Raw genomic sequence first — 24,445 nt, 5'->3', positions numbered from 1 at the left:
CCCGTCCGACCCCCGTTGTCCAGATCGCCTACCGATGCCCGGACACGACCGCAGCCGGGGTGCCGCTCGGCCCGTGGGCAGCGGTGCCACGACATCACGCTGTAAGAAGGGGTGCCGGTAAGAAGGCGTCATAAGCCCTGGGCGGCAGGTCGCCGGCAAGGCGAGAGATTCACAGGGTTTTGGTGAGTCCTCCGTCGATGACGAAGTCGGTGCCGGTGATGTTCCCCGCTCGGTCGCTGGACAGGAGCAGTACCAGGTCGGCGATCTCGTGTGGGTGGGTGAACCTGCCGGTCTCGGCTTGGGCGGCGGTCTGTTCGGCCACCGCCGCGGGGTCACCGCCACTGGCGCGGGCAACGGTCGCGGCGACGCCTTCGTCTCCGAGCCACAGGTCCGTGGTGACCGGACCGGGACTGATGGTGTTGACCCGGATGCCTTGGGCCCCGACCTCTTTCGACAGGGCTTTGGAGAAGTTGGTGAGGGCGGCTTTGGCGGCACTGTAGTCGATCACTGCCGGGTCGGGCAGGAAGGCGTTGACCGAACTGATCGTGACGATGTTGCCATGCCCGGCCGCGAGCATGGTCGGCAGCGCGGCGCGGGTGGTGCGTATCGCCGCCATCAGGTTGAGCGTCAGGCTGTGCAGCCATTGTTCGTCGGTGACGTTCAGGAACCCGGTCAGGCGCGGCGCGACCGCGCCGACGTTGTTGACCAGGATGTCGAGGCGTCCGTGTGCCAGCGCGGCGGCGATGAGGTGGGCCGGGCCCGCGGTGGTGGCGAGATCAACCTCGATCGCCTGCATACTTCCCCGTTCGCCCACTTTCTTCAGTTCAGGTGTGCTTCGGCGTGATCCGGCGACGACCTGGACTCCCTCCTCGACCAGGGCCTGGGTGATGGCCAGTCCGATTCCCTTGCTGGCACCGGTCACCACCGCGACCTTGCCCTGCAGTTCCAAGTCCATGACATCCCTTTCTGCGGCACAGTCCGCGGCGTTGAGCGGTGATGGCGCTCAACGCCGCGGATCGCTCTCGCTCGTCTACAGGTCGTACCCGGCGAGCCAGGTCAGGCACGCGTCGGCGACCTCACGCCAGCCGTGGTCGATGGTCAGGGAGTGGCCGCGATCGGGGAACTCCTGGAAGTCGGTGATCGACGTGGAGTCCCGGTACTGCTTGAGGGTCGCTTTGGTGACGGTCTCGGGGACGGTGTGGTCCTTGCCGCCGGCGATCAGCAGCAGCGGACCCCGGGCGTTGTTGCCGGTGTCGACCTTGGCGGGTGAGTGGGGGGAGAAGTTGGCGGCGGCGGCCTCGAACAGCGGCTTGCCCGGCGCGGGAATGGTCCAGCGTTGGTACAGCTCGGCGGCCTCCTGAGCCGGGATGGCGTTGCCGAAGGCGTAGGTGAACTGGTCGAGGGTGAGGGAGACGGCCCGATGCTTGTTGGCCGGGTTCTTGAACACCGGCAGGGTCGAGCGCAGCGCCGACAGCGGCAGCGGCAACACCCCCTTGATCTGTGCGGCGTCGATCGCGATCGCGGCTCGGGCCAGGTCCTGCCCGAGCAGCTTCTCGGCGATCATGCCGCCGAAGGAGTGGCCGATCAGGATCGGCTTGACGTCCAGAGCGTTGATGATCTCCGTGTAGTGGGCGACGACGTCGTCGATGCCGTGGTCGGCGATGCTGTCGGGGTCTTTTCTGGACTGTTCGACGCTTTCGCTGTCGCCCGGCCAGCCGGGGGCTGCCGCGTCGTAGCCGGCGGTCGTGAACAGCTCGGTCCAGGCGGACCAGGAGGTGGCGTGCAGCCACAGGCCGTGGATGAAGATGACGGGAATGGTCGGTGCGGTCATCGGTTGCTCCTCAGGAACACGGCTGTCATGCCGGATGGGTGTGCGTGACCGCCTGGGTCGCGGTCGCGGCGGTGCGGATGTGGCCGGCCACCGCTGCCGGTTGCGCCAGCGCGATCGCGTGCGAGGCGTCGACCTCGATGGTGTCGGCTCCGGCGCGCTGGGCCATGAAACGCTGGGCGGCGGGATGGATCGCCTGGTCGGCGGTCGCCACGACGTACCAGGACGGCAGACTCGTCCAGCTCGCGGCGGGAGAGCTCTCCTCGAACGCCACCGCCGCGATGGGGCGCTGCGCGACGGCCGCCACCGAGGTGAGGCGCTCAGGCAGGTCGGCGGCGAACACAGCTGGAAAATGGTCGTCCTTGAGGTACAGCTCCACGGCCTCCTCTCCATCGCTTGTGCGGAAGACGGCCGGCCGCAGCGCCGGGCCCAGCAGGCTGTCGGGGAAGCGGCCCGTGACGTCCAGCACGCTCTCCCCTGCCTCCAGGGCGAACGCGGTCACGTAGACCAGCCCGACCACGTTGCCCGCCTGGGCCCCGGCCCGGGTGATGACCACGCCTCCATAGGAGTGACCCACCAGCAGGACCGGGCCGTCGATCGCGGCGACGAGGCCGGCGAGGTAGGCGGCGTCGGTGGCCGCCCCGCGCAGCGGGTTGGCCACCGCGGTCACGGGGATCCCGGATGCCTGGAGCTCGGCGATCACGCCCGCCCAGCTCGACGCGTCCGTGAAGGCGCCGTGGACCAGCACGACGGTCGGCGTGCTGCCGTTCTTGAAGGAGTTCCCTGTGGTCATGGCCTCACCGTAGGAAGCCCTCCGCGCGCCTCGCGAGCGTCACATGACTGCGTCACCGAGCGTCACCCGAGCGAAGCGGTGAGGTCAGGCTGATACGCGCAGGGCTGTGCTCAACGCCGATCGCGAGGTGATCGCCAGCTTGGGGAAGATCCTGTAGAGGTGGGAGCTGACGGTTCGATGGGACAGGTAGAGCTTCTCGCCGATCTCCCGGTTCGTCAGGCCGTCGGCCGCCATCTGGGCGATCTGGAGTTCCTGTGCGGTCAGCACGTCGCGTGCTTCGCTGCTGCGGCTGCGGCTGCTCTCGCCGGAGGCCCGCAGCTCCTGGCGCGCCCGCTCGCTCCAGGGGATCACCCCCAAGGCGTCGAACGTCTCGCGAGCCGTGCGCAAGGGCGCCCGCGACTCGGCCGTACGCCGTTGGCGCCGCAGCCATTCACCGTACGCCAGCTGCACCCGGGCCCGCACGAAGGGCCATCGCCGCAGGTCGGCCCCGAGCGCGGCATCGAAGAAGGGCTCCGCTGCCGCCTCATCGGCCAGAACGGCCCGGGCGTAGCGCAGGTCGGCGTGCAAGGACGGCGACGGTGTGGTGAGCGCCACCGTCTCCAGTTCCCCGATGATGCCGGCGACCGCGCGGCTTTGACCGCTGTGCACCGCGGCGTCTGCGAGTTCGGCGATGGAAAAGCAGCGAAGCGCCAGGTGGAAGGCCGGATCGGCGGGGTCGTGCACCCGTCGCAGATGGTCGAAGGCGTCGGCGTAACGTCCCTCGCCCAGCGCGGCGAGCCCACGCGCATGCTGCACCGTGGCCAGCACGGGGCGGGCTCCGATGGGCAGGGCCACCTGCTCGGCCGCCACCGCGAGGCTCTCCACGCGATCCTGTTCGCCGCGTAGCGCGGCGAGCACCGCGCCCGAGGCCTGAGCCATGGCGTGCATCAGCGGCTGGGATGTCTCGTGCGCCAGACGGGCGGCCTCCTCGGCCGCGGGAATGGCCAGGCTCAGGTCGGCCAGCCGGGCCGCGCTCCACGCCTGTGCCCCGAGGTCTCGTGCCAGGAGGCTGAGCCGGCCCTGCGCGCGCAGGGCCGGCAACGAGGCGGCGCAGAATTCCTCTGACAGGTCGAACGCCCCCACCATCAACGCCGAACTGCCGAGCAGGCGGGCCGCCAGCCGGTCGCCGGTCGGGTGGGCGGCCAGATGGCGTAGTCGCTCGATCACGACCTGGCCACGCTCGATGGGAGCCGCGAACGCCAAGACCGTCAGCAACCGCCCGTCCAGATCGTCGACGGGCAGGCCCTCGGCCACGGTGACGACGCGTTGCCGCGACCGCTCGTCAGCATGAGCCCAGAAACATCGCAAGGACGCACTGGACAGGAGTTTCAGCGCGAGATCGACATCTCCCTGCGCCGCCATGCTCTCGGCGAGGTCGGCCAGCGAGTGCGCCGCCGCGCTGTCGTCACGGATGCCGTCCTCGAAGGTCTCGCGGATCCACACCATACGAGCCCGCTGCTGGGCCGACGGCTGCAGCCGCTCGCCTTCGCCCAGCAGCCGCCCGACGATATCGCGCCGTCCCATCTCAGCCGCGTACTCGGCGGCCCGCACCAGCCGTTCACACCGGTGAGCGGGATTCTCGCTGAGCCTGGCCGCGTGCTCCAGCGCCGCGACGGCCGACAACAGGTCGCCCCGACCTCGCACACTTCTGGCCGTGGTCTCCAGCTCGACGGCGATGGTCTCATCCGGCCTGGGGGTGGATGCCGCGCGGTGCCAGAGGCGACGGTCCGGCCGGCCGGTGAGGACGTCGGCCAAGGCGGCGTGCACCGCGTGCCGCTGGGAGATGCTCGCCCCCTGGTAGATCGCCGAGCGCATGAGCGGGTGCCGGAACGACACTCCGGTCTCGTGCACGTCGACCAGCCGTACGGTGACAGCGGGCGCCAGATCGTCTGCCGTGACCGGTACGCCGGTGATCAACGCGGTGGCATCGAGGATCTCGGAAAGGGCGGTGCTGTCGTTGAGCGCGGCGACCAGCAGCATGGTCCGGAGGATCGACGGCAACCCCGACATGCGGGCGGTGAAGGTCTGTTCCAGCCGGGTGGTCAGCGGGAGCCATCCCGGCGGCAGGGGCCCCTTCCCGCCCTGCGTTTCCGCGGCGATCGGCAGCTCGACCAGGGCCAACGGGTTTCCCGCAGCCTCCCGTAGCAACCGTGTGCGCACCGTCGGCGTCAGGGTGGTGCCGCAGGCGTCCAGCAAGGCGGTCGCGGCGCTGTCATCGAGCCGATCGAGGAGCAACTCCGGTAGCCCGGCCCCGTCAAGTGGACTCGGGAAACCGTCGCGTATCGCGGCCAGCAGCACGATCGGTTCGGACTCCAGCCGTCGCGCGACGAACGCGAGCACGTCGGCGCTGGCGCGGTCCAGCCAGTGAGCGTCTTCGACCAGGAGCAGGACGGGCGAGCGGGCGGCGGCCTCGCCCAGGAGGTTCAGCGCCGCCAAGGCGATGAGGAACGGGTCGGGCACCCGGGCGTCGGTCAGCCCGAACGCCGCTCCCAGCGCGTCGCGCTGCGGGGCGGGCAGTTCCCCGATCTCGGTACGAAGCGGAAGCAATACCTGATGCAGGCCGGCGAAGGGCATGTGCGTCTCTGATTCCACACCCACCGTCCGCAAGATCCGCATGCCACGCGCGGCCGCGATCCCCGCCGTGTCCAGCAACAGGGCCGACTTCCCGATCCCCGCCTCGCCGCGCACCAGCATCGCCCCGCCGCTCCTGCGGACGCCGTCCACGAAATCGCCGAGACGCCGCTGTTCGGACTCCCGCCCGAAAAGTGCTCTTACTGGCTGGTTTGCCGCCATATGGAGCCATGATCGCTTGCTCCCGAGGTCCCGTCCAGCGAACCCGGCCTCCAGGTAGGAGCGGACCGCTGAGCCGGAGTAACTGTCACCTCTGTTGACAGATCGCTTCTGACCGGGCCGGTCGTGCGCCGTGGCGGAATCAGTGGGTGTGGCGCTGATGAGGGTGCCGCCGGGGATGAGCAGCATGCCTTCGTCGGAAACGTGGGTCATGAGGATTCCGGCCTTTCACTGATGCGCTCAGTTCTGCGGGTGCGCGTGTTCTGGGCGGCTCGTCGGCGGCCCCTGTCTGAACGCCCTTCTGAGCAGCGCCTTGTCACTTGGTGGAACTGTCCGGTCGGATGTGATCGGTATCCGGGGCGGACGTCAGGCGGCGGCCTCGCAGATGAGGTCGGCGACAGCGGCGGGCTGGAAGACGTAGACGGCGTGGCTGCCGATGACCTCGACGACCTTCGCTCCGGCGCGCTCGGCCATCATGCGCTGGGCCGGCGGCGGGATCATCCGGTCCTCGGTCGCGACGAGGTACCAGCTGGGCTTGTGCCGCCAGGCCGGTTCGGTGACCGTCCCGCCGACGCCGTCCACGCCCCACGGAACCTGGGAGTCAGATGCGATGAGGGTGTTGACCGATTCGCCCTTGTCGGGGGCGAACGCGGCGATGTACACCAGCGACGCGACGTTGGGGTGGGTGCCGGCCTCGCTGATGACGACTCCGCCGTAGGAGTGGCCGACCAGGACGGCCGGGCCGTCGAGGCCGTCCAGGACCCGGCGGGTCACCGCGGCGTCATCCTCCAGCGACAGCGTCGGGTTCTGCACGATGTAGACGCGGAGTCCGTTCCTGGTCAGCTCGTCGTAGACGTCCTGCCAGCCGGATCCGTCCACGAAACCACCGTGCACGAGCACGATGTTCCTGATGGTGGTCATGGTCGCTCCTGAGCTGGATGGACGGACCCTGGCGCCGGTCCCGGTGCACTCCATCCAAGTCGCGCGCACGTGGCCCGGCCACGCAGAACAGGACGCAGAAGTGGCGCGGAAACTGTCAGGACGCGGCGTTCGCCAGGTCGCGGCAGCGGCTGCTCGCCTCGGCGTCGCCGATGGCCTCGTACACCTCGGCCGCCCGCGCGTAGGTATGGCGGCTATCGCCGGTCCGGTCCTCCTCGGCCAGCAAGGCCGCGAGTGTCTCCAGGGAGCGTGCCTGCGGGACAGGCAACTGAGCCTGCTCCATGAGGCTGATCGCCTCGGTGAGCTTGGTGATCGCTTCGGCCCGGTGGCCGAGCAGTCCCAGACATTCGCCGACGCGGGCGAGCGCGATCGGCCGGGTGAACGCCGCGACGCTCGGCGTTATCCCCGAGCGGTCGTCGTTCAGCAGGGCCAGCAAGTCGAGGTACTGCTCCAGTGCCTTGGTGTAGTGTCCGGCGTCGCGAAGGCAGGTACCGAGTGCGCCGAGACAGTGGCAGTACCGATCGATGTCGCCGTTGGCCTTGTGTATCTCCGCCGCCTGGGTTTCCGACGCGATGGCCTCATCGAGCCGTCCGAGCCGTCGAAGCGCGCCCGCCGCATGGTGGTGGGCCAAGGCGATCTGCACCGTGGCGCCACTGCGGGTCGCCACGTCCATCGCCTGGGCTGTGTAGCACAGTGCGGTCTCCATGTCCTCGCGCGGCACCAGATGGACCCAGGCCAGCATGTTCAGCTGCGCGGCCTGCCGGGCAGGATCCCCCAGCACAGCGGCGGCCTCGGCACCGAGGGTGAACACCTCGTACCAGTGCGGCGCGTGCATCCACTGATCGGAGAACCAGTCCATCGACTCGGCGCAGTCGAGGACGGCGGTGAACCGGCCGACGCTCGCCGCGTGACGTAACGCGCCCAGCCAGTTGTCCGCATTCACGCGTAGCCAGTGGTCGGCCTCCTCGGGGGAGGACAGGTGGGCGAGGTCGGGGTCAGGCCGGTCGGGACGGCCGTACAGGGGATCGAACCACCGCCCGGCGGTGGTGGCCATCCGCAGCAGCCACGACGTCATCGTCACGGTGAGCGCGTCGCGCTCGGCCGCGGGTTCCTCCTCCCTGAGCCGGTCGCGGGCGAACAGCCGGACCAGGTCGTGGAAGCGGTAGCGTCCCAACGTGCTGTCCTGCAGCAGACCGAGGTCGACGAGTTCGTCGAGGGCGTCCCATGCTCCCTCGATCGACGTGCCGCCCACCACGGCGGCGAGAGCGGCGTCGAAGCTGCGACCCGGCACCAGGGAGAGCCGGCGGAAGACCCGCCGGGTCGAGGTGGCCAGCTGCTCGTAGGACAACCCGAACGCGGTGGCGATCTTGAGATCGCCGGCGCTGAGCTGGTCCAGGCGGCGCTCCTCGTTCGTCAGCCGGGCGGCGAGGTCTGCGGCGTTCCAGCCGGGCCGGCTGACCAGCCGATTTCCGGTGATCCGGAGCGCGAGAGGTAGACCGCCGCACAGCTGCGCGAGCTGCCAGACGGCCGAGCCTTCGTCCGAGGCGCCGCGGTCTTTCAGGATTCCGGTCAGCAGTTCGGTGGCCTCCAGCAGGGGCAGGGGCCCGAGGCCGAGTCTGCGCACTCCTTCCAGGCCGGCCAGCAGGCGGCGACTGGTCACCAGGGCCCTGCCCGCGCCACCGCCCGGCAGCAGCGGCCGGACCTGCTCCTCGGAGCCGGCGTTGTCGAGCACGATCAGTACGCGCCGGTCACGCAGCAGAGACCGGTACAAGGACGCACGCCCGGCGACGTCGCCCGGGATCTGCTGATCCGCGATGCCGAGTGCGCGAAGCAGCATGCCCAGGGCCTCGTCGACGGGCAGTGGCTGCGCGGACATACCGAACAGGTCGAGGAAGAACACCCCCTTGGGGAAGTCCGGCCGCAGGGCGTGAGCGGCGCGGACGGTCAGCGTGGTCTTGCCCAGCCCGGCAGAGCCGGTGATGAGCCGCACACCCGCGGTCCCCGGTGCGTCCCCGGCGCGTAAGAGCTCGCTGGTCCAGGCCAGTTCCGCGACTCGGCCGGTGAAGTCGTCGACGGAGCGCGGCAGCTCGCACAGCCCGGTCGGGCGGGCCCAGCGATCGCGCAGGCGGCCCTCGCGCGCCAGCTCGACGAGCTGTTCGCGGTCGGCGTCGGCCAGACCGAGGGCATCGGCCAGCGCGGTGACGGTCCGATGCTGGGGGCCCTTGCTGCGTCCGCGTTCCATGTCCGACAGCGTCCGGTCGCTGACCCCCGAGGCCTCGGCGAGCTGCTCCAACGTCAGACGTGCCGCGTGCCGATGGCGACGCAGCACCTCCGCGAAGCTGGGTGGGGCGCTGATCGAGTGCTCCTTCTCCGCGACCTGGTGGAGATCACCCAAAGCTTACGGGAAGACCGGTGACAGCGGCCTTAGGCACGATCGAGGACGAGCCGCCGCTTCGTTCCCCTTCAGCCTGGAACAAGACCCGCAGTCACATAGCGCTCGGTGACGCAGTCAGGTGACGCTCGCGCGGCAAGCGAGCCGGTTTCTACGGTTTGCCCCATAACCCAGCGCGTTGAGCAGCCTACGACCCTCGCTCGCCTCGAAAAGGGGAACCTCTTGTGAAAACAATCCATTTCACCCTTGACCCGAAGATCCGCGGCCGCGTCGTCATCCCGATCGCGGTGATCGGCATGCTCACCAGCCTCGCCCCTGCCGCCTCCGCCCAGGCCACACCGGCGCCCATCACAGCCATCACCTCCAAGACGCCGCCGAAGAGCGGCCATGAGCCGCGTATTCCGGCAGGTTTCCGCGAGAAGAGAGTTCAGGTCGGCAACATCGCGATCAACTACGTGCGCGGTGGACACGGGCCGACGCTGGTTCTGCTGCACGGATACCCGCAAACCTGGTACACCTGGCGCGAAATCCTGCCCGAACTCGCCAAGCACTACACGGTCATCGCGCCGGATCTACGCGGAGCAGGCAAGAGCGACGCACCCGCCAATGGCTACGACAAGAAGACCCTCGCCGCTGACCTGTACGGCTTGCTGACCACGCTCGGCCTCAAGCGGGACATCAGGCTCGTGGGGCACGACATCGGCACGATGGTCGCCTACGCCTACGCCGCCGCCCACCCCGGCGACGTCACCAAGCTGGTCCTCAGCGAGGCCCCCATCCCCGACAAGACCCTCTACACCTTCCCCTCCCTCACCGCGAAGGGGCCGGGCGCTTGGAACTTCGGCTACTTCAGCCTCACCAACGGCCTGCCCGAGCGCATGGTGAACGGCAGGGAAGAGCAGTGGGTGGAGCGTTTCATCGACTCCCTCGAAGTCAAGAAGAACGGCGTCAGCGACAAACAGGTCCGCGAGTACGCCCGCTACCTGCGCGATGACGCTCACCTGCGGGCGAGTTTCGAATGGTTCCGCGCCTTCCCCAAGGACGTCGCCGACAACCGCGCGTACAGCGCGAAGAAGCTCCCCATGCCCGTGCTCGCCATCGGCGCCCGCGGCAGCCTCGGTGACTTCGTCCCCACCCAGGTCCGCCGGTACGCCGGCCATGTGACCGGGATCGTCATCGAGGACTCCGGTCACTGGATCTTCGAGGAACAGCCCGAACAGCTCACCCGCGTGCTCCTGCGCTTCCTCAAAAAGAACTGACCCGACGCCGAAACAGGAGCACCCACATGAACAAGGAACGTCAACCCCATACCGGCGACGCGCAGAACCACCCCTACCAAGGAGATCCGCCATGTCCGCGCACGTGTCCCGACAGACCTCTCCGCTCTCCCGGCCGGGAATCCGCATCCTGCTGCCCGTGACGCTGGCCCTCCTGTCCATGCTGGCCATCCTGGTCACAGCTCTCTCCTCGCCGGCCGCCGCCTCCGACGCGGCGGGCCGCCATACGGCCAAACCCACCGTGGTGCTGGTCCACGGTGCGTTCGCCGACGCCTCGAGCTGGAACAAGGTCGTCGCCCGGCTCCAAGGGGCCGGCTACCCGGTGATCGCCCCCGCCAACCCCCTGCGTGACCTGGCGGGCGATTCGGCCTACCTGTCGAGCATCGTGTCCACCATCGACGGACCGGTCATCCTGGTCGGTCACTCCTACGGCGGAGCGGTCATCTCCAACGCCGCCACCGGCCACCCCAACGTCAAGGCGCTGGTCTTCATCGCCGCATTCGCACCCGAGGAGGCCGAGTCAGCGCTCGACCTGACCGGCGAGTTCCCCGGCAGCCAGCTGCCCACCAGCCTGATCACCCGCCAGTACCCGCTGCCCGGCGGCGGCACCGGCACCGACGCCTACGTCGATCCGGCCAAGTTCCGCGCCGCCTTCGCCGCCGACCTGCCCGCCCGCGACACCGAGCTGATGGCCGCCACCCAGCGCCCGGCCGCCCTGGCCGCGCTCGGCTCCCCCAGCGGACCGCCCGCCTGGAAGACCATCCCCTCCTGGTACCTGGTCGCCGGCGCCGACCAGGCCATCCCACCCGCAGCCCAGCGGTTCATGGCCAAGCGCGCCGGCGCGCACACCAGCGAAGTCAGGGAAGCCTCACACGTGGTCATGATCTCCCGGCCTGACGCCACCACCGCTGTCATCACAGCGGCAGCCCGCACCACCCGCTGATCCACACCACACCCATCGGTCCGGACCGCGGCAGGCGCGCGATCCCCGCGCCTGCCGCCGTTCCGGCCCTGGCCGCCTGGAGACAATCCCCATGGTCCACACCACCGCCCCAGCGAGTAGGCGAACCTTCCTCACCCGAGCGACCGCCGTGTCGGCGCTGCCCCTGGCCGCTGGCCTGTTCGGGCCCGGAGACGCGCCGGCATCCGGCGCCCTGCCCGACTACGCGCCCATCCCCGAGGCGTCGAAGGGCCCCGCTCTCAACGACAAGGGCTACTTCGTCGGCCAGATCAACGGCGACCTGTACTGGGTCACCGACTCCTCCTACCAGGCCATGTTCCTGACCACGCGCCAGGGCGTCGTCCTCGTCGACGCGCCACCCACCATCGGGCACAACCTGCTGCGCGCCATCGAGGAGGTTACCCGGGCCAACGGCCGCCCCCGGACGGTGACCCACCTCATCTACTCCCACTCGCACGCCGACCACATCGGAGCCGCCTCGATCCTCGGCAAGGACGTCATCCGCATCGCACATACCGAGACCGCGAGATTCCTGCGCCGGGACGCGGACCCGAACCGGCCGGCGCCCACGCTCACCTTCGACGACCACCACGTCCTGCGGGTCGGCGGCGAGCGTCTCGAACTGGCCTACCACGGCCCCAACCACTCACCCGACAACATCTTCGTCTACGCCCCCAAGCAGGAGACCCTCATGGTGGTCGACGTGCTCTATCCCGGCTGGGTGCCGTTCAAGAACCTCGCCGTCTCCCAGGACATCCCCGGCTGGTTGCGGGCCCACGACACCGCCATGAGATATCCGTGGCGCACCCTCGTCGGCGGCCACCTCGGCCGCCTCGGCACCCGCGCCGACGGACACCTGCAACAGCGATATCTGGCCGACCTGCGGACCAGCGTCCGTGACACGGTCTCCAGCCTCGACCCGGCGCCGTTCTTCGCCAAGTACGGTCCGGCAGGCAACGCGTGGGCGATCTTCGCCGGCTACCTGGACGCGGTCGCCCAGCAGGCCGCCGCCCCGGTCATCGCCGGCTACCTCGGCACGCTGGCCGCCGCCGACGTGTTCACCAAGGACAACGCCTACGGCCTGCTGGAGTCCATGCGCATCGATACCGGCCTGCTCGGGCCCTTCGGCATCCATCCCTGACCAACACGCTCGACGCCGGCCAAGAGCCGGCAGTCGTGGTCCTACGAAACCGCCCTCACACCGATGAGGAGGACGGCCGTGTTGGACACCGCTTCGTGGGCTTCCCGCATCGCCTGCCGTTTCGGCGCACACCCGCCGGCCGTCCGCCCCGCCGTCGGGCCGGCCGAACTGGCGGGCGAGGACTTCGTCCTGCCCCAGCACACCGGATCAGATCAGGAGTGTCCAGTACATCCAGAACCGCTGGAGAATGAGCCCGGCGATGACGAGCCCCCAAGCCATCACCACGACCGTGTGATAGCGCGCGGCCGCCGCCGCGAGGTTGTGGGTGGCGGAGGAGAGCCGGATCCGGCCCGCCTCGACGCTGGCCAGGCTCACGGGGGCAGCGGTCTGTCCACGCCGCCCCGGCCAGCCTGCGCGCGGCCCGGTCACCGAGCGCCACCGGCATCAGCGCGATCCCGGCCGCGAACAGCCAGGCGATCATCGCCCGGATCCGCCCCGCTCGCCCAGGGCAGCGCGCAAGGCGGCGGCCACCTCCGGCGTCACCGTTCCGACGAAGCGCTGCACGGCCGCCGCGACGTCGCCGGCCTCGTCCAGGGCAGCGCGCATGGCCTCGGCGACGAAGGCGTCCTTGTCCGCGGTGGCCCTGTACAGGTGTGCTCGTCCGATGCGCTCGCGGGAGACCATGCCCTTGTTCGAGAGCCGCATCAAGACGGTCAACACCGTCGTGATGGCGGGCCGGGAAGGCAGCTCCGCGGCGAGGACGTGGGCGAACATGCCCCCGGGATGCTTCCACAGGGCTTCCATGACCGATCGCTCCAGGTTGCCGAGCTGCACCGTCGCCCCTCTTGCCCGTGTTCTACTCAAGATGGAAGGCTACCGTCCCCCTGCCGTCCGGCACCTGGCAATCATTGTGGGGACCGCTTCATGCTCCCCCGATCGCGCCGGCACCGAGTAGCGCCTTGATGTCGCTGTAGAACGCCGATTCTGGAGCGACCTTGAACGGTTCGAGGTTCAGCAGCACGCCTTTGGCTCCACGGCGGTGCAAGCGCACGTGCACGGGTGCCCGGCCGGGATGGGCGGTCAGGATGAGTTTGAGCTCCTGGACGATCCGGAGGTTCAGGCGGGCCTCCTGGACCGTGATCACCACGGGCGGCTCGGCGTCCGCCTGGGAGATGTCGAGCGGGACGATCTCCTCGCCGTAGACGCTCAGCGTCTCGTCGCGTACGTTGATCCGTCCCCGCACGCAGATCACGCGATCCTCGGCCAGCGCCTCGCCGTAGAGGCCGTAGGTCTTGGGGAAGATCAGGCACTCCACGGCGGCGTCGTGATCCTCCAGCGTGACGATCGCCCACTGGCTGCCCTGTTTGGTGACCTTGCGCTGCACGCCCGAGATGATGCCGCTCACCCGGATCGTCGCGTCCTGCCGCCCTGAGGCCAGGAGGTCGGCGATCGTGGTGTCGCGGTTGGCGTCCAGAACGCCTTCCGCGCCGTCGAGCGGGTGGCTGGACACGTACAGGCCGAGCATCTCTCGTTCGAAGGCGAGCAGCGTGGCCTTGTCCCACTCGCCGTCGGGGATCGCGATCGAGAAGGCACCGTCGTGGCCCGGCTCGCCGAACAGCGAGTCCTGCCCGTGCGCCTCGTTGCGCTTGATGTCGATGACCGCGTCGACGGCCTGCTCGTGCACCGCGACCAGGGCCTTGCGGTGATGACCCAGGCTGTCGAACGCGCCGGCCCTGGCCAGCGACTCGATGACGCGTTTGTTGCAGACGACGGACGGGACCTTGCCGAGGAAGTCGTTGAAGTCGGTGTAAGGTCCCCTGGCCTCCCGGGTGGTGACGATCGCGTCCACGACACCGGCTCCGACGTTGCGTACGGCGCCCAGGCCGAAGCGGATGTCGGAGCCGACGGCGGCGAAGTCCAGCCGGCTGGCGTTGACGTCGGGCGGCAGCACCTTGATGCCCAGGCGACGGCAGTCCGACAGGTAGACGGCCATCTTGTCCTTGTCGTCGCCGACGGAGGTGAGCAGTGCCGCCAGGTATTCGCTGGGATGGTTGGCCTTGAGGTAGGCGGTCCAGTACGAGACCAGGCCGTAGCCGGCGGTGTGCGACTTGTTGAAGCCGTACCCGCTGAAGGGCACCAGGACGTCCCAGACGGCCTTGATCGCCTCGCCGCAGAAGCCGCGGCCGCGCATGCCCGTGGAGAACCGGTCCCATTCGGCGTCCAGGACCTCCTTCTTCTTCTTGCCCATGGCCCGGCGCAGCATGTCGGCGGCGCCGAGTGAATACCCGGCCAGTTGCTGGGCGATGGCCATGACCTGTTCCTGGAAGACGACCAGGTGGTAGGTGTCGCCCAAGATGGGCTCCAGGGCCTGCTCCAGCTCGGGGTGGATCGGCTCGACCGGCTGCCTGCCGGTCTTGCGCAGCGCGTAGTTGGTGTGGGCGTTCATCTCCATCGGGCCCGGCCGGTACAGCGCGTTCACGGCGGCGATGTCGGTGAACGTGGTCGGCCGCATCAATCTGAGCAGGACCCGCATGCCGCCGCTGTCCAGTTGGAAGACCCCCAGCGTGTCGCCGCGCGCCAGCAGCTCGTACGTGGTGGTGTCGTCGAGCGGGACCTCCAGGATGTCGATGTGGACGCCCTTGTTGGCGCGGACGCCGGCGATGGCGTCGCCGATGACGGTGAGGTTGCGCAGGCCGAGGAAGTCCATCTTCAGCAGGCCCATGTCCTCGGCCTGGGTGAAGGGGAAGCCGCTGATGACCGGACCGGCGGCCTTGGGCTTGACCAGGGGGATCACGTCGATCAGGGGTTCCCTGGAAAGAATCACGCCCGCGGCGTGGACGCCGGTGCCGCGGGTGAGGCCCTCGATGCCGGCTGCGGTGTCGATCACCCGTTTGACGTCGGGGTCCTGCTCGTACATCGCCCGTACCTCGGCGGCCTCGCCGTGCCGGGCGTGCTGCTCGTCGTGGATGGCGGCGAGCGGGATCTCCTTGCCGCCGACCGCCGCCGGGAACGCCTTGGTGATGCGGTCCCCCAGCGCGTACGGCAGGCCGAGCACGCGACAGGAGTCCTTGATGGCGGCCTTGGCCTTGATGGTGCCGAATGTGACGATCTGGCAGACCCGGTCATCGCCGTACTTGCGGGTGACGTAATCGATCATCTCGTCGCGCCGCCGGTCATCGAAGTCGAGGTCGACGTCGGGCATGGTGATGCGCTCGGGGTTGAGGAAGCGTTCGAAGATCAGCTTGTGCTCGATCGGGTCGAGCTGGGTGATGCCCGTGCAGTAGGCGACGATCGAGCCGGTGGCCGAGCCGCGGCCGGGGCCCAGGCCGATGCCGTTGTCCCGGGCGTACCGGCAGATGTCGGCGACCACCAGGAAGTAGCCGGGAAAGCCCATGGCGTCGATGACCGACAGCTCGTAGTCGATGCGGTCCAGCACCTCCTGGGTCGGGTGGCCGCCGTAGCGGTGGCCCGCCCCCCGCAGGGTCTCCCGGCGCAGCCAGCTGGACTCGCTCTCGCCTTCGGGGACGGGGAAGCGTGGTGTCAGGTCCCGGTGGGCGAAGACCTCGCCGTAGTCGCCGACGCGCTCGGCGATCAGCAGCGTGTTGTCGCAGGCGCCCGGGACCTCGACGTCCCACAGAGCCCGCATCCGCTCGGCGGACTTGATGTAGTAGCCGCTGCCGCTGAAGCGGAACCGGTCGGCGTCGGCGAGCCGCTTGCCGGTGCCGACGCACAGCAGCGCGTCGTGCGCCTGGGACTGGCTCTCGGTGACGTAGTGGGAGTCGTTGGTGGCCAGCGGCGGCAGGGCCAGCTCCTTGCCGAGCCGCAGCAGGTCCTCGCGGACCCGGCGCTCGATGGCGAGGCCGTGGTCCATCAACTCCAGGAAGTAGCCGTCCCGGCCGAAGATGTCGCGGTAGCGGGCGGCCGCCCGCACCGCCTGGTCGTACTGGCCGAGCCGCAGCCTGGTCTGCACCTCCCCGGACGGGCAGCCGGTCGTGGCGACGATGCCCTGCCCGTACTCGGCCAGCAACTCATCATCCATGCGCGGATATTTCTGGACATGGCCTTCCAGCCAGGCCCGGGACTGGAGGCGGAACAGGTTCCGCAGGCCTTGAGCGTCGGCGGCCCACATCGTCATGTGCGTGTACAGGCCGCGCCCGGAGACGTCACCGCCCTCGCCGGTGTCGTCGTTGGACCGGCGCAACGCGAGGTTGTCGCTGTAGTACACCGGCCGCCGGTGGTGCCGCGAGGCGGGGGCGAGGTAGCTCTCGATGCCGATGATCGGCTTGATGCCCGCTTCGCGCGCCGCATGGTAGAACTCGTACGCCCCGTGCACGTTGCCGTGGTCGCTCATCGCCACGGCCGGCATCCCCAGCCGCGACACCTCCTGCATCAGCAGGCCGACCTTGGCGGCGCCGTCGAGCATGCTGTACTCGGTGTGCACGTGCAGATGGACGAAGGACTCCACGAACGACCACGCCTCCTGGTTGTAGGCTCGTGTACGACCCGAGCATTCGACCCGAGAGCAGGCGGGGTTGTCCAACAATCAACACACCGATCCCTCACAATCAACAGTTGTGGAAAGGAGCGCGGCGGATCTTGATCTCGGCACAGTCCGCGCCTTCGTCGCCGTCACCGAGGAGCGATACTTCAGCGAAGCCGCGGCCCGGCTGGGCATCAGCCAGCAGGCCGTCTCCAAGCGGATCGCGAAGCTGGAGTCCGACCTCGGCGCGAGGTTGTTCGCCCGCTCACGCAACGGCACCGACCTCACCGAGGACGGCAGAGCGTTCCTCCACCACGCGCGTGCCCTGGTCAGCATCGCCGACCAGGCCCTCGAAGTGCTGCGCGGCCGACGCCGCGCGCTCCGGGTCGACGTACTGGACACCCGGCTGGCCTCCATCGACCTGATCCGGGCCTTCCACCAGAGCGCCGAGGACGTGGAGATCGACGTCACCACCTCGAACGGGCTCAGATCCGCGCGCGGGGCGCTCGCCGCCGGATCCGTCGACGCGGCCTTCGCCCGCGTCGGCGACGGACTGGAGGAGGACCTCCGGTACGTGCCGGCCTACCTCGAACCGGTGCATCTGCTGGTCAGCCGCGACCACCCCCTCGCCGACCTGCGGAAGGTCGAGATGGAACGGCTGTCCGGGTCGACCGTGTGGATGCCCGGCAACCACCCTGAAAGTGAGTGGGCCGAGTTCTACCGCTCGCTGAGCGCCGCGTTCGACATCCGGATCGACACCTCAGGGCCGAACTTCGGCTGGGACTACTTCGTGGAGGAGATCGGCTCCGGTCAACGCATCGGGTTCGTGGGCGAGCGGTGCCGGCTGCCCTGGCATCCGCGCACCGTCCAGATCCCGATCGCCGACCCGGCGCCCATGTACCCGTGGTCGCTGCTCTTCCACCCGCGAAACCACCACCCGGTGCTGGCCAGGCTCATCCGCTTCGTCGTGCGCGATCGGCGGCCGTTCGACCCGCGGCACCAGTGGCTGCCGGACTTCGACCGTGCCGCCTTCGACCGTGCCGCCTTCGACCGTGCCGCCTTCGACCGTGCCGCCTTCGACCGTGTCTCCTTCGACCGTGCCTCCTTTGGCGGGTAGCCGCCTTCAGAAGGTACGCGTCCAAAAGACGCGGGCTACCCGCCGAGTGCCGCCGGTTGCCGGGCTCGCCAGTTCCCGAACCGGCTGTCGGCCCCGGCATGGCGGCCTTCATGAAGTCAGATGATCGATGCATCCGAATGTTGTTAGTATCCTGTGGCCATGATGGGGACGAAGAGGTGGCCATGGTCAGGCTGACCCGGGCGCAGCAGCAGGAACGCACCAGGGGGGCCGTCCTGGCCGCCGCGCGGGAGGAGTTCGGCGAGCGTGGATACGCCGACGCCAAGGTCGACCGGATCGCGGAGCGGGCGGAGCTGACCCGTGGTGCGGTCTACTCGAACTTCCCGAGCAAGCGCGCGCTCTATCTGGCGGTCCTCGTCGACTCGATCGAGCGCTCGGAGGTCCCTGAGGCGCCGTCGCCAACCGGCCTGGCCGAGGCGACGGGCGCGTTCGCCCGTAGCTGGCTCGACCGCCTGCCGCTGACCGGCGACACGCCCGCCGACGGGAGCCTGCGGCTGCTATCGCTGGCCGGGGTGTTCGACGACGAGCCTGGCCGCACCGCGCTGGCGCAGGTCACCAGGCTGGAGGCGCTGCTGCTCGCTCTCGCACTGGAGTCGCTGGGGTCGGCGGGATCGCCGGGGTCGCCGGGGTCGCCGGAGTCACGCCTGCCGCGCCACCCGCGGTGCGTACGCCTGGCCGAACTGGTCCTCACGTTGCTGAACGGCGCCGGTCACCTGGCCGATACGGCGCCCGGCTTCGCCGACCCCTTCGACGTGGCACGGGCCTGCGAGCACCTGGCCGGCCTCGACCTCGCCGACACGTGGGACCCGCCGCACCTGCCCTTCGTCGCCCCCGCGCAGCCCGTCCAGGATCTCTGGGAGCCGCCCGCCGAGTTGCCGGATCAGATCACCGGCCACCGGGTCGGATTCGACGCCGACGGCGTGATCGCGGTCCTCGGGGCCGGCCGGTTGGAGGCGGCGGAGGAAGCCGTCCGCGCCGCCCGGCCGGGCGACCGGATCACCGTGGCCGTGGTGACAAGCGATCCCGCCGAGATCGGACGTCTCGTCCGGCTCAGGGTCGGCGACCTCACCGGGTGCCTGCGGCGGGTGTTCGCACCGGACACCCGGCCTGGTCTCCGCCTCGTCCTCGACGACCACGCCACCATCGCCTCGGCCATCGGCCTCCCGGACACCGGCGACGCCACGGAGGCCGCCGTACGCGTTCAGGCGGGCAAGATCGTCGCCCGAGCCGGCGGACGCGGCGCGGCCCACGCTGTCGCGACCGCGGGAAGATGACGTCGCGTGGCGCGTGAGAGGATCCCCACAAATTGGACCATTGAGGGGGGCTATGTACGCGATATCCCTGGGCGACGACGGCGCAGAGCTGCGCCCGCTGGAGCCGTGGCGGGCCGCGGAGTTCCTTGACCACATGGACCGGGGACGGGAGTTCATCGGGCAGCACATCGCGCTGCCGGACGTCGTCACGGACCTGGAGTCGAGCCGCTCGTACCTGCGGGCGTACGCCGAGAAGGCCGCGGCCGACGTGGGCCGGATCTACGGCATATGGACGGACGGCGATCTGGTCGGCGGGGTGCTCTTCCGGACGATGGACATCGAGCACGGCAACGCCGAAGTGGGCTGCTGGCTGGAGCCGGCCGCGGCGGGCAAGGGTCTGGTGACCAGGGCCGCGCGGGTGATCATCGACTGGGCCGTAGAGGAGCGGGGCGTCCACCGCGTGGAGTGGGTGGTCTCGGCGGAGAACGCGTCCAGCATCGCGGTGGCCCGGCGCCTCGGAATGACGAAGGACGGCGTGTTGCGCGAGAGCTACCCGTATCGGGGGAAGCGACTCGACATGGAGGTCTGGTCGGTGCTCGCGCCGGAGTGGCGGGCGGGCAAGCAGGCGCCCTAGAGCGATGCGCGCTGCTCCCCCGCCCGGCGTTCGGCCCCAGCGTTCGGTCGGTCAGCCGCCGCAGGCGGCTGACCTCACTGGGCCCCTACGAGCACCGGCCATCCGCCCTGCGGCGTGAAGGTGGCGGCGGACGGCATGCGCAGTTCCGCCTTCTTGCGGCACCCTCTCTGTGCTCTTGGGGCGTTCCACCACGTTCCACCTGACGTGCGGGCGGGTGTTGCTCAGGCGTCGTTCAGGCGTCGCGCAGTCGTAGCGACAGCCCGCCGCCCACGAGTGCCACGGTGGCCCAGAGGGCCAGGACACCGAGTCCCGCCCATGGGCTGAGGGGCAGGGTGGACAGATGGGTGGTCGCCTGGATGGCGAGCCCGGCGTTCATCGGGGAGAGCTGCCAGAGGAGCTTCTGCCAGCCCGGGTCGGCGATCATGAAGGGCAGGATGGAGAGGACGTACAGCAGGCCGAGCACGATCCCGATGGCCGTGGCCGAGTCCCGCACGGCGGCGGCGATGCCGAGGCTGAGCAGGGCGATCAGCGCGAGGTACAGGACCGAGCCGAACGCCGCGCGCAACATCGGCCCCTCGAACAGGGACAGCATCGGGGTGCCGGGACCGCGGGTGAAGCCGTTCTCGAGCAGGACACGCCGCCCGACCAGCAGGGACGCGAGCACCGCGACGGTCCCTGCGGCCAGCGTCAGCCCGGTGACCACGGCCGCCTTGGCGGCCAGCACGGTGGCCCGGCGCGGCATCGCCGCCAGCGTGGTGCGGATCATGCCGGTGCTGTACTCGCCGCTGATCGCCAGCACGGCCAGGATGGCGACCATCGCCTGGCCTACCTGGACCCCGAACAGGCTGATCTTGGCGGGGTCGTAGGCGCAGCCCGCCGACGTGCAGGACACGGCGGCGGCCGCCACGACGCTCACGGCGACGGTCAGCGCGACGAGCCCGAGCAGCAGCCAGCCCGTGCCGGCCACGGTACGCAGTTTCGTCCACTCCGCTTGCAGGTGTCGTCTCATGCGTCCCTCCGACGGAGCTGGAAGACGGCCAGGCCGAGCGCGAGCACGGCGTATCCGCAGAGCACGGCGAGGCCGGCCCACGGTGCCAGCGGGTAGTAGCCGCCCGACGGGAGGTAGTTGCCTAGTACGTGCGCGTACGCCGGAATGCTCTGCTGGATCGCGAAGCCGGCGGCCGGGGTGAGCCGCATCAGCCACTGCGCCGCGCCCGCGGGCAGGACCGAGGCGGTCGCGAGGATGTAGGGGACGACGATCAGCACGATGGCGGTGATGACCGCCGCGACGCTGCGCCGGAACAACGTGCCCACGGCGAGGGCGAGGATCGCGGCGGCGGCGAGCAGCACCGCCGTGCCGACGATGACACGCAGTTCGGTGAACGGCGCCACCGGCAGGACATAGTTGCCGTTGGCGACCAGGATCCCCTTGCCGAGCATGACCGCCGCCGTGGCCGCGACCAGTCCGGTGACGAAGGTGACCGCACCGATGGCCAGGGCCTTGGCCACGAGCGTCCGGCCGCGCCGCGGACCGGCGAGCAGGGTGGTGCGGATCAGGCCGCGCCGGTATTCGGTGGTGATGAACATGACCGCCACCACGATCACCACGATCAGCCCGGTCAGCACGCCGGTGAGGGTGTTCTCGATCTGCTGGCCGTCCGAGAGCGGCGCGATGTCGCCGACGCCGGTCACCGTGTACGTATCGCCGGACTCCTTGAAGCCGCCCGGATGGTGGGCCGACCCGTCGGGGTTCAGGGTGACGCCCACGTCGTCGGGCCGCCACGCGCCACTGGCGGCCGAGCCTTGGAGACTGACCTGGTCGAACACGGCGGTGGCTTCGGCGAAGCGGGAGGCCGCGCTGGATCCGCCGAAATCGCCCGGCGTTACCGTCAGGTCCCCTGGGGAGGCGGCGAAGAGCCCGACCTGTACCGCGTCCGGCAACCCGGCCAGGCGCGCGGTTCCGACGCGGGTCCACTGCCTGCCGTCGGTGGACTCGTAGCCGGTGAGATCCGCACCGGAGCGGGTCAGCCGCAGCCAGCGCGGGGACTGCTGGGAGACGCCGCCGGGCCGGCCGGCCACGTCCTGGGTGAAGTCGTGCTGCATCCGCACCCCGTGCGCACCGGTGACCATCACCGCCGCGTAGGTGGAGCCCTGCTTCATGCTCTCCTTGATCATGACTCCGGCCTTGGCCCACGGCACGAGACCGGGGACGACCTGCCGGGTCCCCGGGGTGAGGTCGGGCCGGCGGATCTGGCCGGTCATCGAGGTCACGCGGACGGTGATGCTGCCGTCTCCGTTCAGCGGCCGGTGGACGAAGTAGAACTTGTCCTCCACCGCCTCGCCGCCCGGACCCACCGGAACGGCGGGACAGGCGCCGCCGCACGACGTGTGGCTGCCCGAGGCGGACAGCAGCCCCAGCAGGACGGTGACCAGCGCCGCGGCCGCCATGGCGAGCACCCAGCCGCGGACCGTCCGGAACTTGGTCCATTCGGCGCGCAGCAGCCGCGCGAAGCCGGAGCGGTGGGCGGTGGCGGTGCTGAGGCCGGGCGCGTCGCCCGGACGCCGATCGCTCATCGTGCCGCCTCCTGCCCTGCGGCGCGGAACTCGACGGCGTCGCGGGTCAGCTCCATGTACGCCTCCTCCAGCGTCGCGCGATGCGCCGACACCTCCGAGAACGGCACCGCGGACCGGTTGAGGAGCGCCACGACGTGCTCGGCCGCCAGCCCGGTCACCGTGAGGGTGTCGCGGCCGGTGGCGGCCACGGCGGCGCCGGCGTGTGCCAGCGCCGTCATCGCCTCCGACGGCGCCGTGGTGCGCAGCGCGACCCGGCCGGTGGAGGCGGCGGCGATCAGGCCGGCCACGCTGGTGTCGGCGACGACCCGGCCGCGGCCCACCACCACGAGATGGTCGGCGGTGTCCTCGAGCTCGCTCATCAGGTGGCTGGAGACGAGCACGGCCCGGCCCTGGGCGGCCAGCGCCCGCAGGAAGCCGCGCATCCACACGATGCCCTCGGGGTCGAGGCCGTTGGACGGCTCGTCGAGCATGAGCACGGGCGGATCGCCGAGCAGCGCGGCGGCGATGCCGAGCCGCTGCCGCATGCCCAGGGAGAAGCCGCCCGCCCGGCGCCTGGCCGCCGACCCGAGCCCCACCCGCTCGATCACCTCATCGACCCGCCGGGCGCCCAGCCCCTGGGAGTGGGCCAGCCACAGCAGGTGGTCGCGGCCGGTGCGGCTGGGTTGCAGCGCGGCGGCGTCCAGCAGCGCGCCGACGTGACGCAGCGGGTCGCGCAGGCCCGTGTACGGCCGCCCGCCCACCAGCGCGGTGCCCTCGTCGGCCGCGTCCAGGCCGAGGATCACCCGCATCGTGGTGGACTTACCCGCTCCGTTGGGGCCGACGAAGCCCGTGACCTGCCCCGGCTCCACGGTGAAGGACATCCCGTCCAACGCCATGGTCTGGCCGAACCGCTTACGCAGCCCGGCGACCTCGATGGTTGCTCGCATGGGTTCGGTTCTACGCACCAGGCCATAACGTGGGCCGAACGGAGGCTGTCACGTCGTTGTTAGGTCCCGGACGGCATCCTGGAGGCCGACACTCGGCGGGGGGAGAACTCATGAGGAAGCTGCGGGAGCGCACCGTACGGCTGCGCTTCACCGCCCTGTACGGCGCCCTGTTCCTCCTGTCCGGCGTCGGGCTGCTGGCCATCACCAACCTGGTGAGCCTTGGGACGCGGGTCACCTCCCCCATGGAGACACCGCCAGCCGAGCAGCTCACGCCCGGCGCCGCCCAGGAGCTCATCGCCCGCCTCCAGAGTCAGCTGTCGGAGATCCAGGTGCTCCAATCACGCCGGCTCCTCATCGGCTCGGCGATCGCGCTGGCCGTCATGGCCGTGGTGTCGCTCGTGCTGGGCCGGGTGGTCGCGGGCCGGGTGCTGCGCCCGCTGCGGACGATCACCGCGGCCACCCGGCGGATCTCCGCCGACAACCTGCACGAGCGGCTGGCCGTGCCAGGCCCGGCCGACGAGGTGAAGGACCTCGCCGACACCATCGACGACCTGCTGGAACGCTTGGAGGGCTCCTTCGCCGCGCAGCGCCGCTTCGTCGCCAACGCCTCCCATGAGCTGCGCACCCCGCTGGCGACCATGCGGGCGTCGCTGGACGTGGCCCTGGCCAAGCCCGAACCCGTACCCGCGCGGACGGTCGCGCTGGCCGACCGGCTCCGCACCGAGCTGGACCGGGTCGACCGGCTGCTGGAAGGCTCCCTCGTGCTCGCCCGCACCCAGCACGGCGCCCTGGCCGACCGGGCGGAAGTCTCGCTCGGCCGTACGGTGTCCACGGCCCTGGCCGCCCGAGCCGCCGACATCACCGCCAAGAACCTCACCGTCGACGACGGCGACGTCCACGACAGCGCGTGGACACGGGGCAGCCGGACGCTCCTGTCCCGCCTGGCCGAGAACGTGATCGACAACGCGATCACGCACAACCACGACGGCGGCTGGATCCGCCTCGCCGCCACGGCCGACGGCGAAACCGCGCTGCTCGTCGTGGAGACGGGCGGGCCGGTTCTCGACCAGGAGCAGGTCGCGCGGCTGGCCCAGCCGTTCGAGCGGCTCGGCACCGACCGGACCGGCTCCGGCGAGGGTGCCGGGCTCGGACTGTCGATCGTCGCGGCCATCGCCACCGCGCACGGCGGCGCTCTGGAGCTGCGGGCGCGGCCCGACGGCGGCCTGCGGGTCATCGTCTCGCTGCCGCCGGCGTCGGCAGAGGTCTCGGCGTGAAGGTGCAGG

At 70.3% G+C, this 24,445-nt stretch carries 19 protein-coding genes; 7 read left to right on the top strand and 12 right to left on the bottom strand.

The window, feature by feature from the left end:
- Positions 1-169 precede the first annotated feature (169 nt).
- The 6 genes from AB0H88_RS30385 to AB0H88_RS30360 all read right to left on the bottom strand — a co-directional run bounded on the left by AB0H88_RS30385 (position 170) and on the right by AB0H88_RS30360 (position 8,784).
- The gene (locus AB0H88_RS30385; RefSeq protein ID WP_357650395.1) at positions 170-955 is read right to left on the bottom strand and encodes an oxidoreductase; all 786 of its coding nucleotides are present in this window, start codon (positions 953-955) and stop codon (positions 170-172) included.
- A 75-nt stretch (positions 956-1,030) separates the two neighbouring features.
- Positions 1,031-1,831 carry an alpha/beta hydrolase gene (locus tag AB0H88_RS30380; protein WP_357650393.1) on the bottom strand — a complete coding sequence of 267 codons (801 nt, stop codon included), beginning with the start codon at positions 1,829-1,831 and terminating at the stop codon, positions 1,031-1,033.
- 25 nt (positions 1,832-1,856) lie between these two features.
- Positions 1,857-2,621: an alpha/beta hydrolase gene (locus AB0H88_RS30375; RefSeq protein ID WP_357650390.1), complete on the bottom strand. Its 765-nt coding sequence runs from the start codon at positions 2,619-2,621 to the stop codon at positions 1,857-1,859.
- 84 nt (positions 2,622-2,705) lie between these two features.
- Positions 2,706-5,663: an AAA family ATPase gene (locus tag AB0H88_RS30370; RefSeq protein ID WP_357650387.1), complete on the bottom strand. Its 2,958-nt coding sequence runs from the start codon at positions 5,661-5,663 to the stop codon at positions 2,706-2,708.
- Positions 5,664-5,816: 153 nt separating this feature from the next.
- Positions 5,817-6,371 carry an alpha/beta hydrolase gene (locus AB0H88_RS30365; protein ID WP_357650384.1) on the bottom strand — a complete coding sequence of 185 codons (555 nt, stop codon included), beginning with the start codon at positions 6,369-6,371 and terminating at the stop codon, positions 5,817-5,819.
- Between the two features lie 115 nt (positions 6,372-6,486).
- The gene (locus AB0H88_RS30360; protein WP_357650382.1) at positions 6,487-8,784 is read right to left on the bottom strand and encodes a helix-turn-helix transcriptional regulator; all 2,298 of its coding nucleotides are present in this window, start codon (positions 8,782-8,784) and stop codon (positions 6,487-6,489) included.
- Positions 8,785-9,005: 221 nt separating this feature from the next.
- Between AB0H88_RS30360 and AB0H88_RS30355 the strand changes: the two genes are divergently transcribed.
- From AB0H88_RS30355 to AB0H88_RS30345, 3 genes are all read left to right on the top strand, one after another.
- Entirely contained in the window at positions 9,006-10,040 is a 1,035-nt protein-coding gene (locus AB0H88_RS30355; protein ID WP_357650380.1) for an alpha/beta hydrolase, read from the top strand.
- 91 nt (positions 10,041-10,131) lie between these two features.
- A complete protein-coding gene (locus tag AB0H88_RS30350; RefSeq protein WP_357650377.1) occupies positions 10,132-11,001 on the top strand; it encodes an alpha/beta hydrolase in 870 nt (289 codons plus the stop codon).
- A gap of 91 nt (positions 11,002-11,092) precedes the next feature.
- Entirely contained in the window at positions 11,093-12,160 is a 1,068-nt protein-coding gene (locus AB0H88_RS30345) for an MBL fold metallo-hydrolase (protein WP_357650375.1), read from the top strand.
- Between the two features lie 207 nt (positions 12,161-12,367).
- On the opposite strand, the gene AB0H88_RS30340 is transcribed toward AB0H88_RS30345, so the two are convergent.
- The 3 genes from AB0H88_RS30340 to dnaE form a co-directional block, all read right to left on the bottom strand.
- On the bottom strand, positions 12,368-12,535 hold the full coding sequence (locus tag AB0H88_RS30340; protein ID WP_357650373.1) for a hypothetical protein: 168 nt from the start codon (positions 12,533-12,535) through the stop codon (positions 12,368-12,370).
- A gap of 102 nt (positions 12,536-12,637) precedes the next feature.
- A complete protein-coding gene (locus tag AB0H88_RS30335; RefSeq protein ID WP_357650371.1) occupies positions 12,638-13,024 on the bottom strand; it encodes a BlaI/MecI/CopY family transcriptional regulator in 387 nt (128 codons plus the stop codon).
- 58 nt (positions 13,025-13,082) lie between these two features.
- Positions 13,083-16,625: a DNA polymerase III subunit alpha gene (gene dnaE, locus AB0H88_RS30330; RefSeq protein ID WP_357650368.1), complete on the bottom strand. Its 3,543-nt coding sequence runs from the start codon at positions 16,623-16,625 to the stop codon at positions 13,083-13,085.
- A 109-nt stretch (positions 16,626-16,734) separates the two neighbouring features.
- Between dnaE and AB0H88_RS30325 the strand changes: the two genes are divergently transcribed.
- The 3 genes from AB0H88_RS30325 to AB0H88_RS30315 all read left to right on the top strand — a co-directional run bounded on the left by AB0H88_RS30325 (position 16,735) and on the right by AB0H88_RS30315 (position 19,662).
- Positions 16,735-17,757 carry a LysR family transcriptional regulator gene (locus AB0H88_RS30325; protein WP_357650366.1) on the top strand — a complete coding sequence of 341 codons (1,023 nt, stop codon included), beginning with the start codon at positions 16,735-16,737 and terminating at the stop codon, positions 17,755-17,757.
- Positions 17,758-17,939: 182 nt separating this feature from the next.
- Entirely contained in the window at positions 17,940-19,049 is a 1,110-nt protein-coding gene (locus AB0H88_RS30320) for a helix-turn-helix domain-containing protein (protein ID WP_357650364.1), read from the top strand.
- 52 nt (positions 19,050-19,101) lie between these two features.
- On the top strand, positions 19,102-19,662 hold the full coding sequence (locus tag AB0H88_RS30315; RefSeq protein ID WP_357650361.1) for a GNAT family protein: 561 nt from the start codon (positions 19,102-19,104) through the stop codon (positions 19,660-19,662).
- A gap of 232 nt (positions 19,663-19,894) precedes the next feature.
- Here the strand turns inward: AB0H88_RS30315 and AB0H88_RS30310 are convergent, their stop codons facing one another.
- Genes AB0H88_RS30310 through AB0H88_RS30300 form a run of 3 tightly spaced genes read right to left on the bottom strand, consistent with a single transcriptional unit; the run spans position 19,895 to position 23,162 of the window.
- On the bottom strand, positions 19,895-20,671 hold the full coding sequence (locus tag AB0H88_RS30310; protein ID WP_357650359.1) for an ABC transporter permease: 777 nt from the start codon (positions 20,669-20,671) through the stop codon (positions 19,895-19,897).
- On the bottom strand, positions 20,668-22,236 hold the full coding sequence (locus tag AB0H88_RS30305) for an ABC transporter permease subunit (protein WP_357650356.1): 1,569 nt from the start codon (positions 22,234-22,236) through the stop codon (positions 20,668-20,670). Before AB0H88_RS30305 ends, AB0H88_RS30310 begins: the two co-directional genes overlap by 4 nt.
- A complete protein-coding gene (locus AB0H88_RS30300; protein ID WP_357650353.1) occupies positions 22,233-23,162 on the bottom strand; it encodes an ATP-binding cassette domain-containing protein in 930 nt (309 codons plus the stop codon). The genes AB0H88_RS30305 and AB0H88_RS30300 overlap by 4 nt, the downstream gene beginning before the upstream one ends.
- 110 nt (positions 23,163-23,272) lie before the next feature.
- Between AB0H88_RS30300 and AB0H88_RS30295 the strand changes: the two genes are divergently transcribed.
- A complete protein-coding gene (locus AB0H88_RS30295; RefSeq protein WP_357650351.1) occupies positions 23,273-24,436 on the top strand; it encodes a HAMP domain-containing sensor histidine kinase in 1,164 nt (387 codons plus the stop codon).
- The last annotated feature ends 9 nt before the right edge of the window (positions 24,437-24,445 follow it).

This window comes from Nonomuraea sp. NPDC050680, from assembly GCF_040654555.1.
GTDB lineage: Bacteria > Actinomycetota > Actinomycetes > Streptosporangiales > Streptosporangiaceae > Nonomuraea.
Note: the sequence above shows the minus strand (reverse complement) of the source record. Positions and strands in the feature narration are given on the sequence as shown.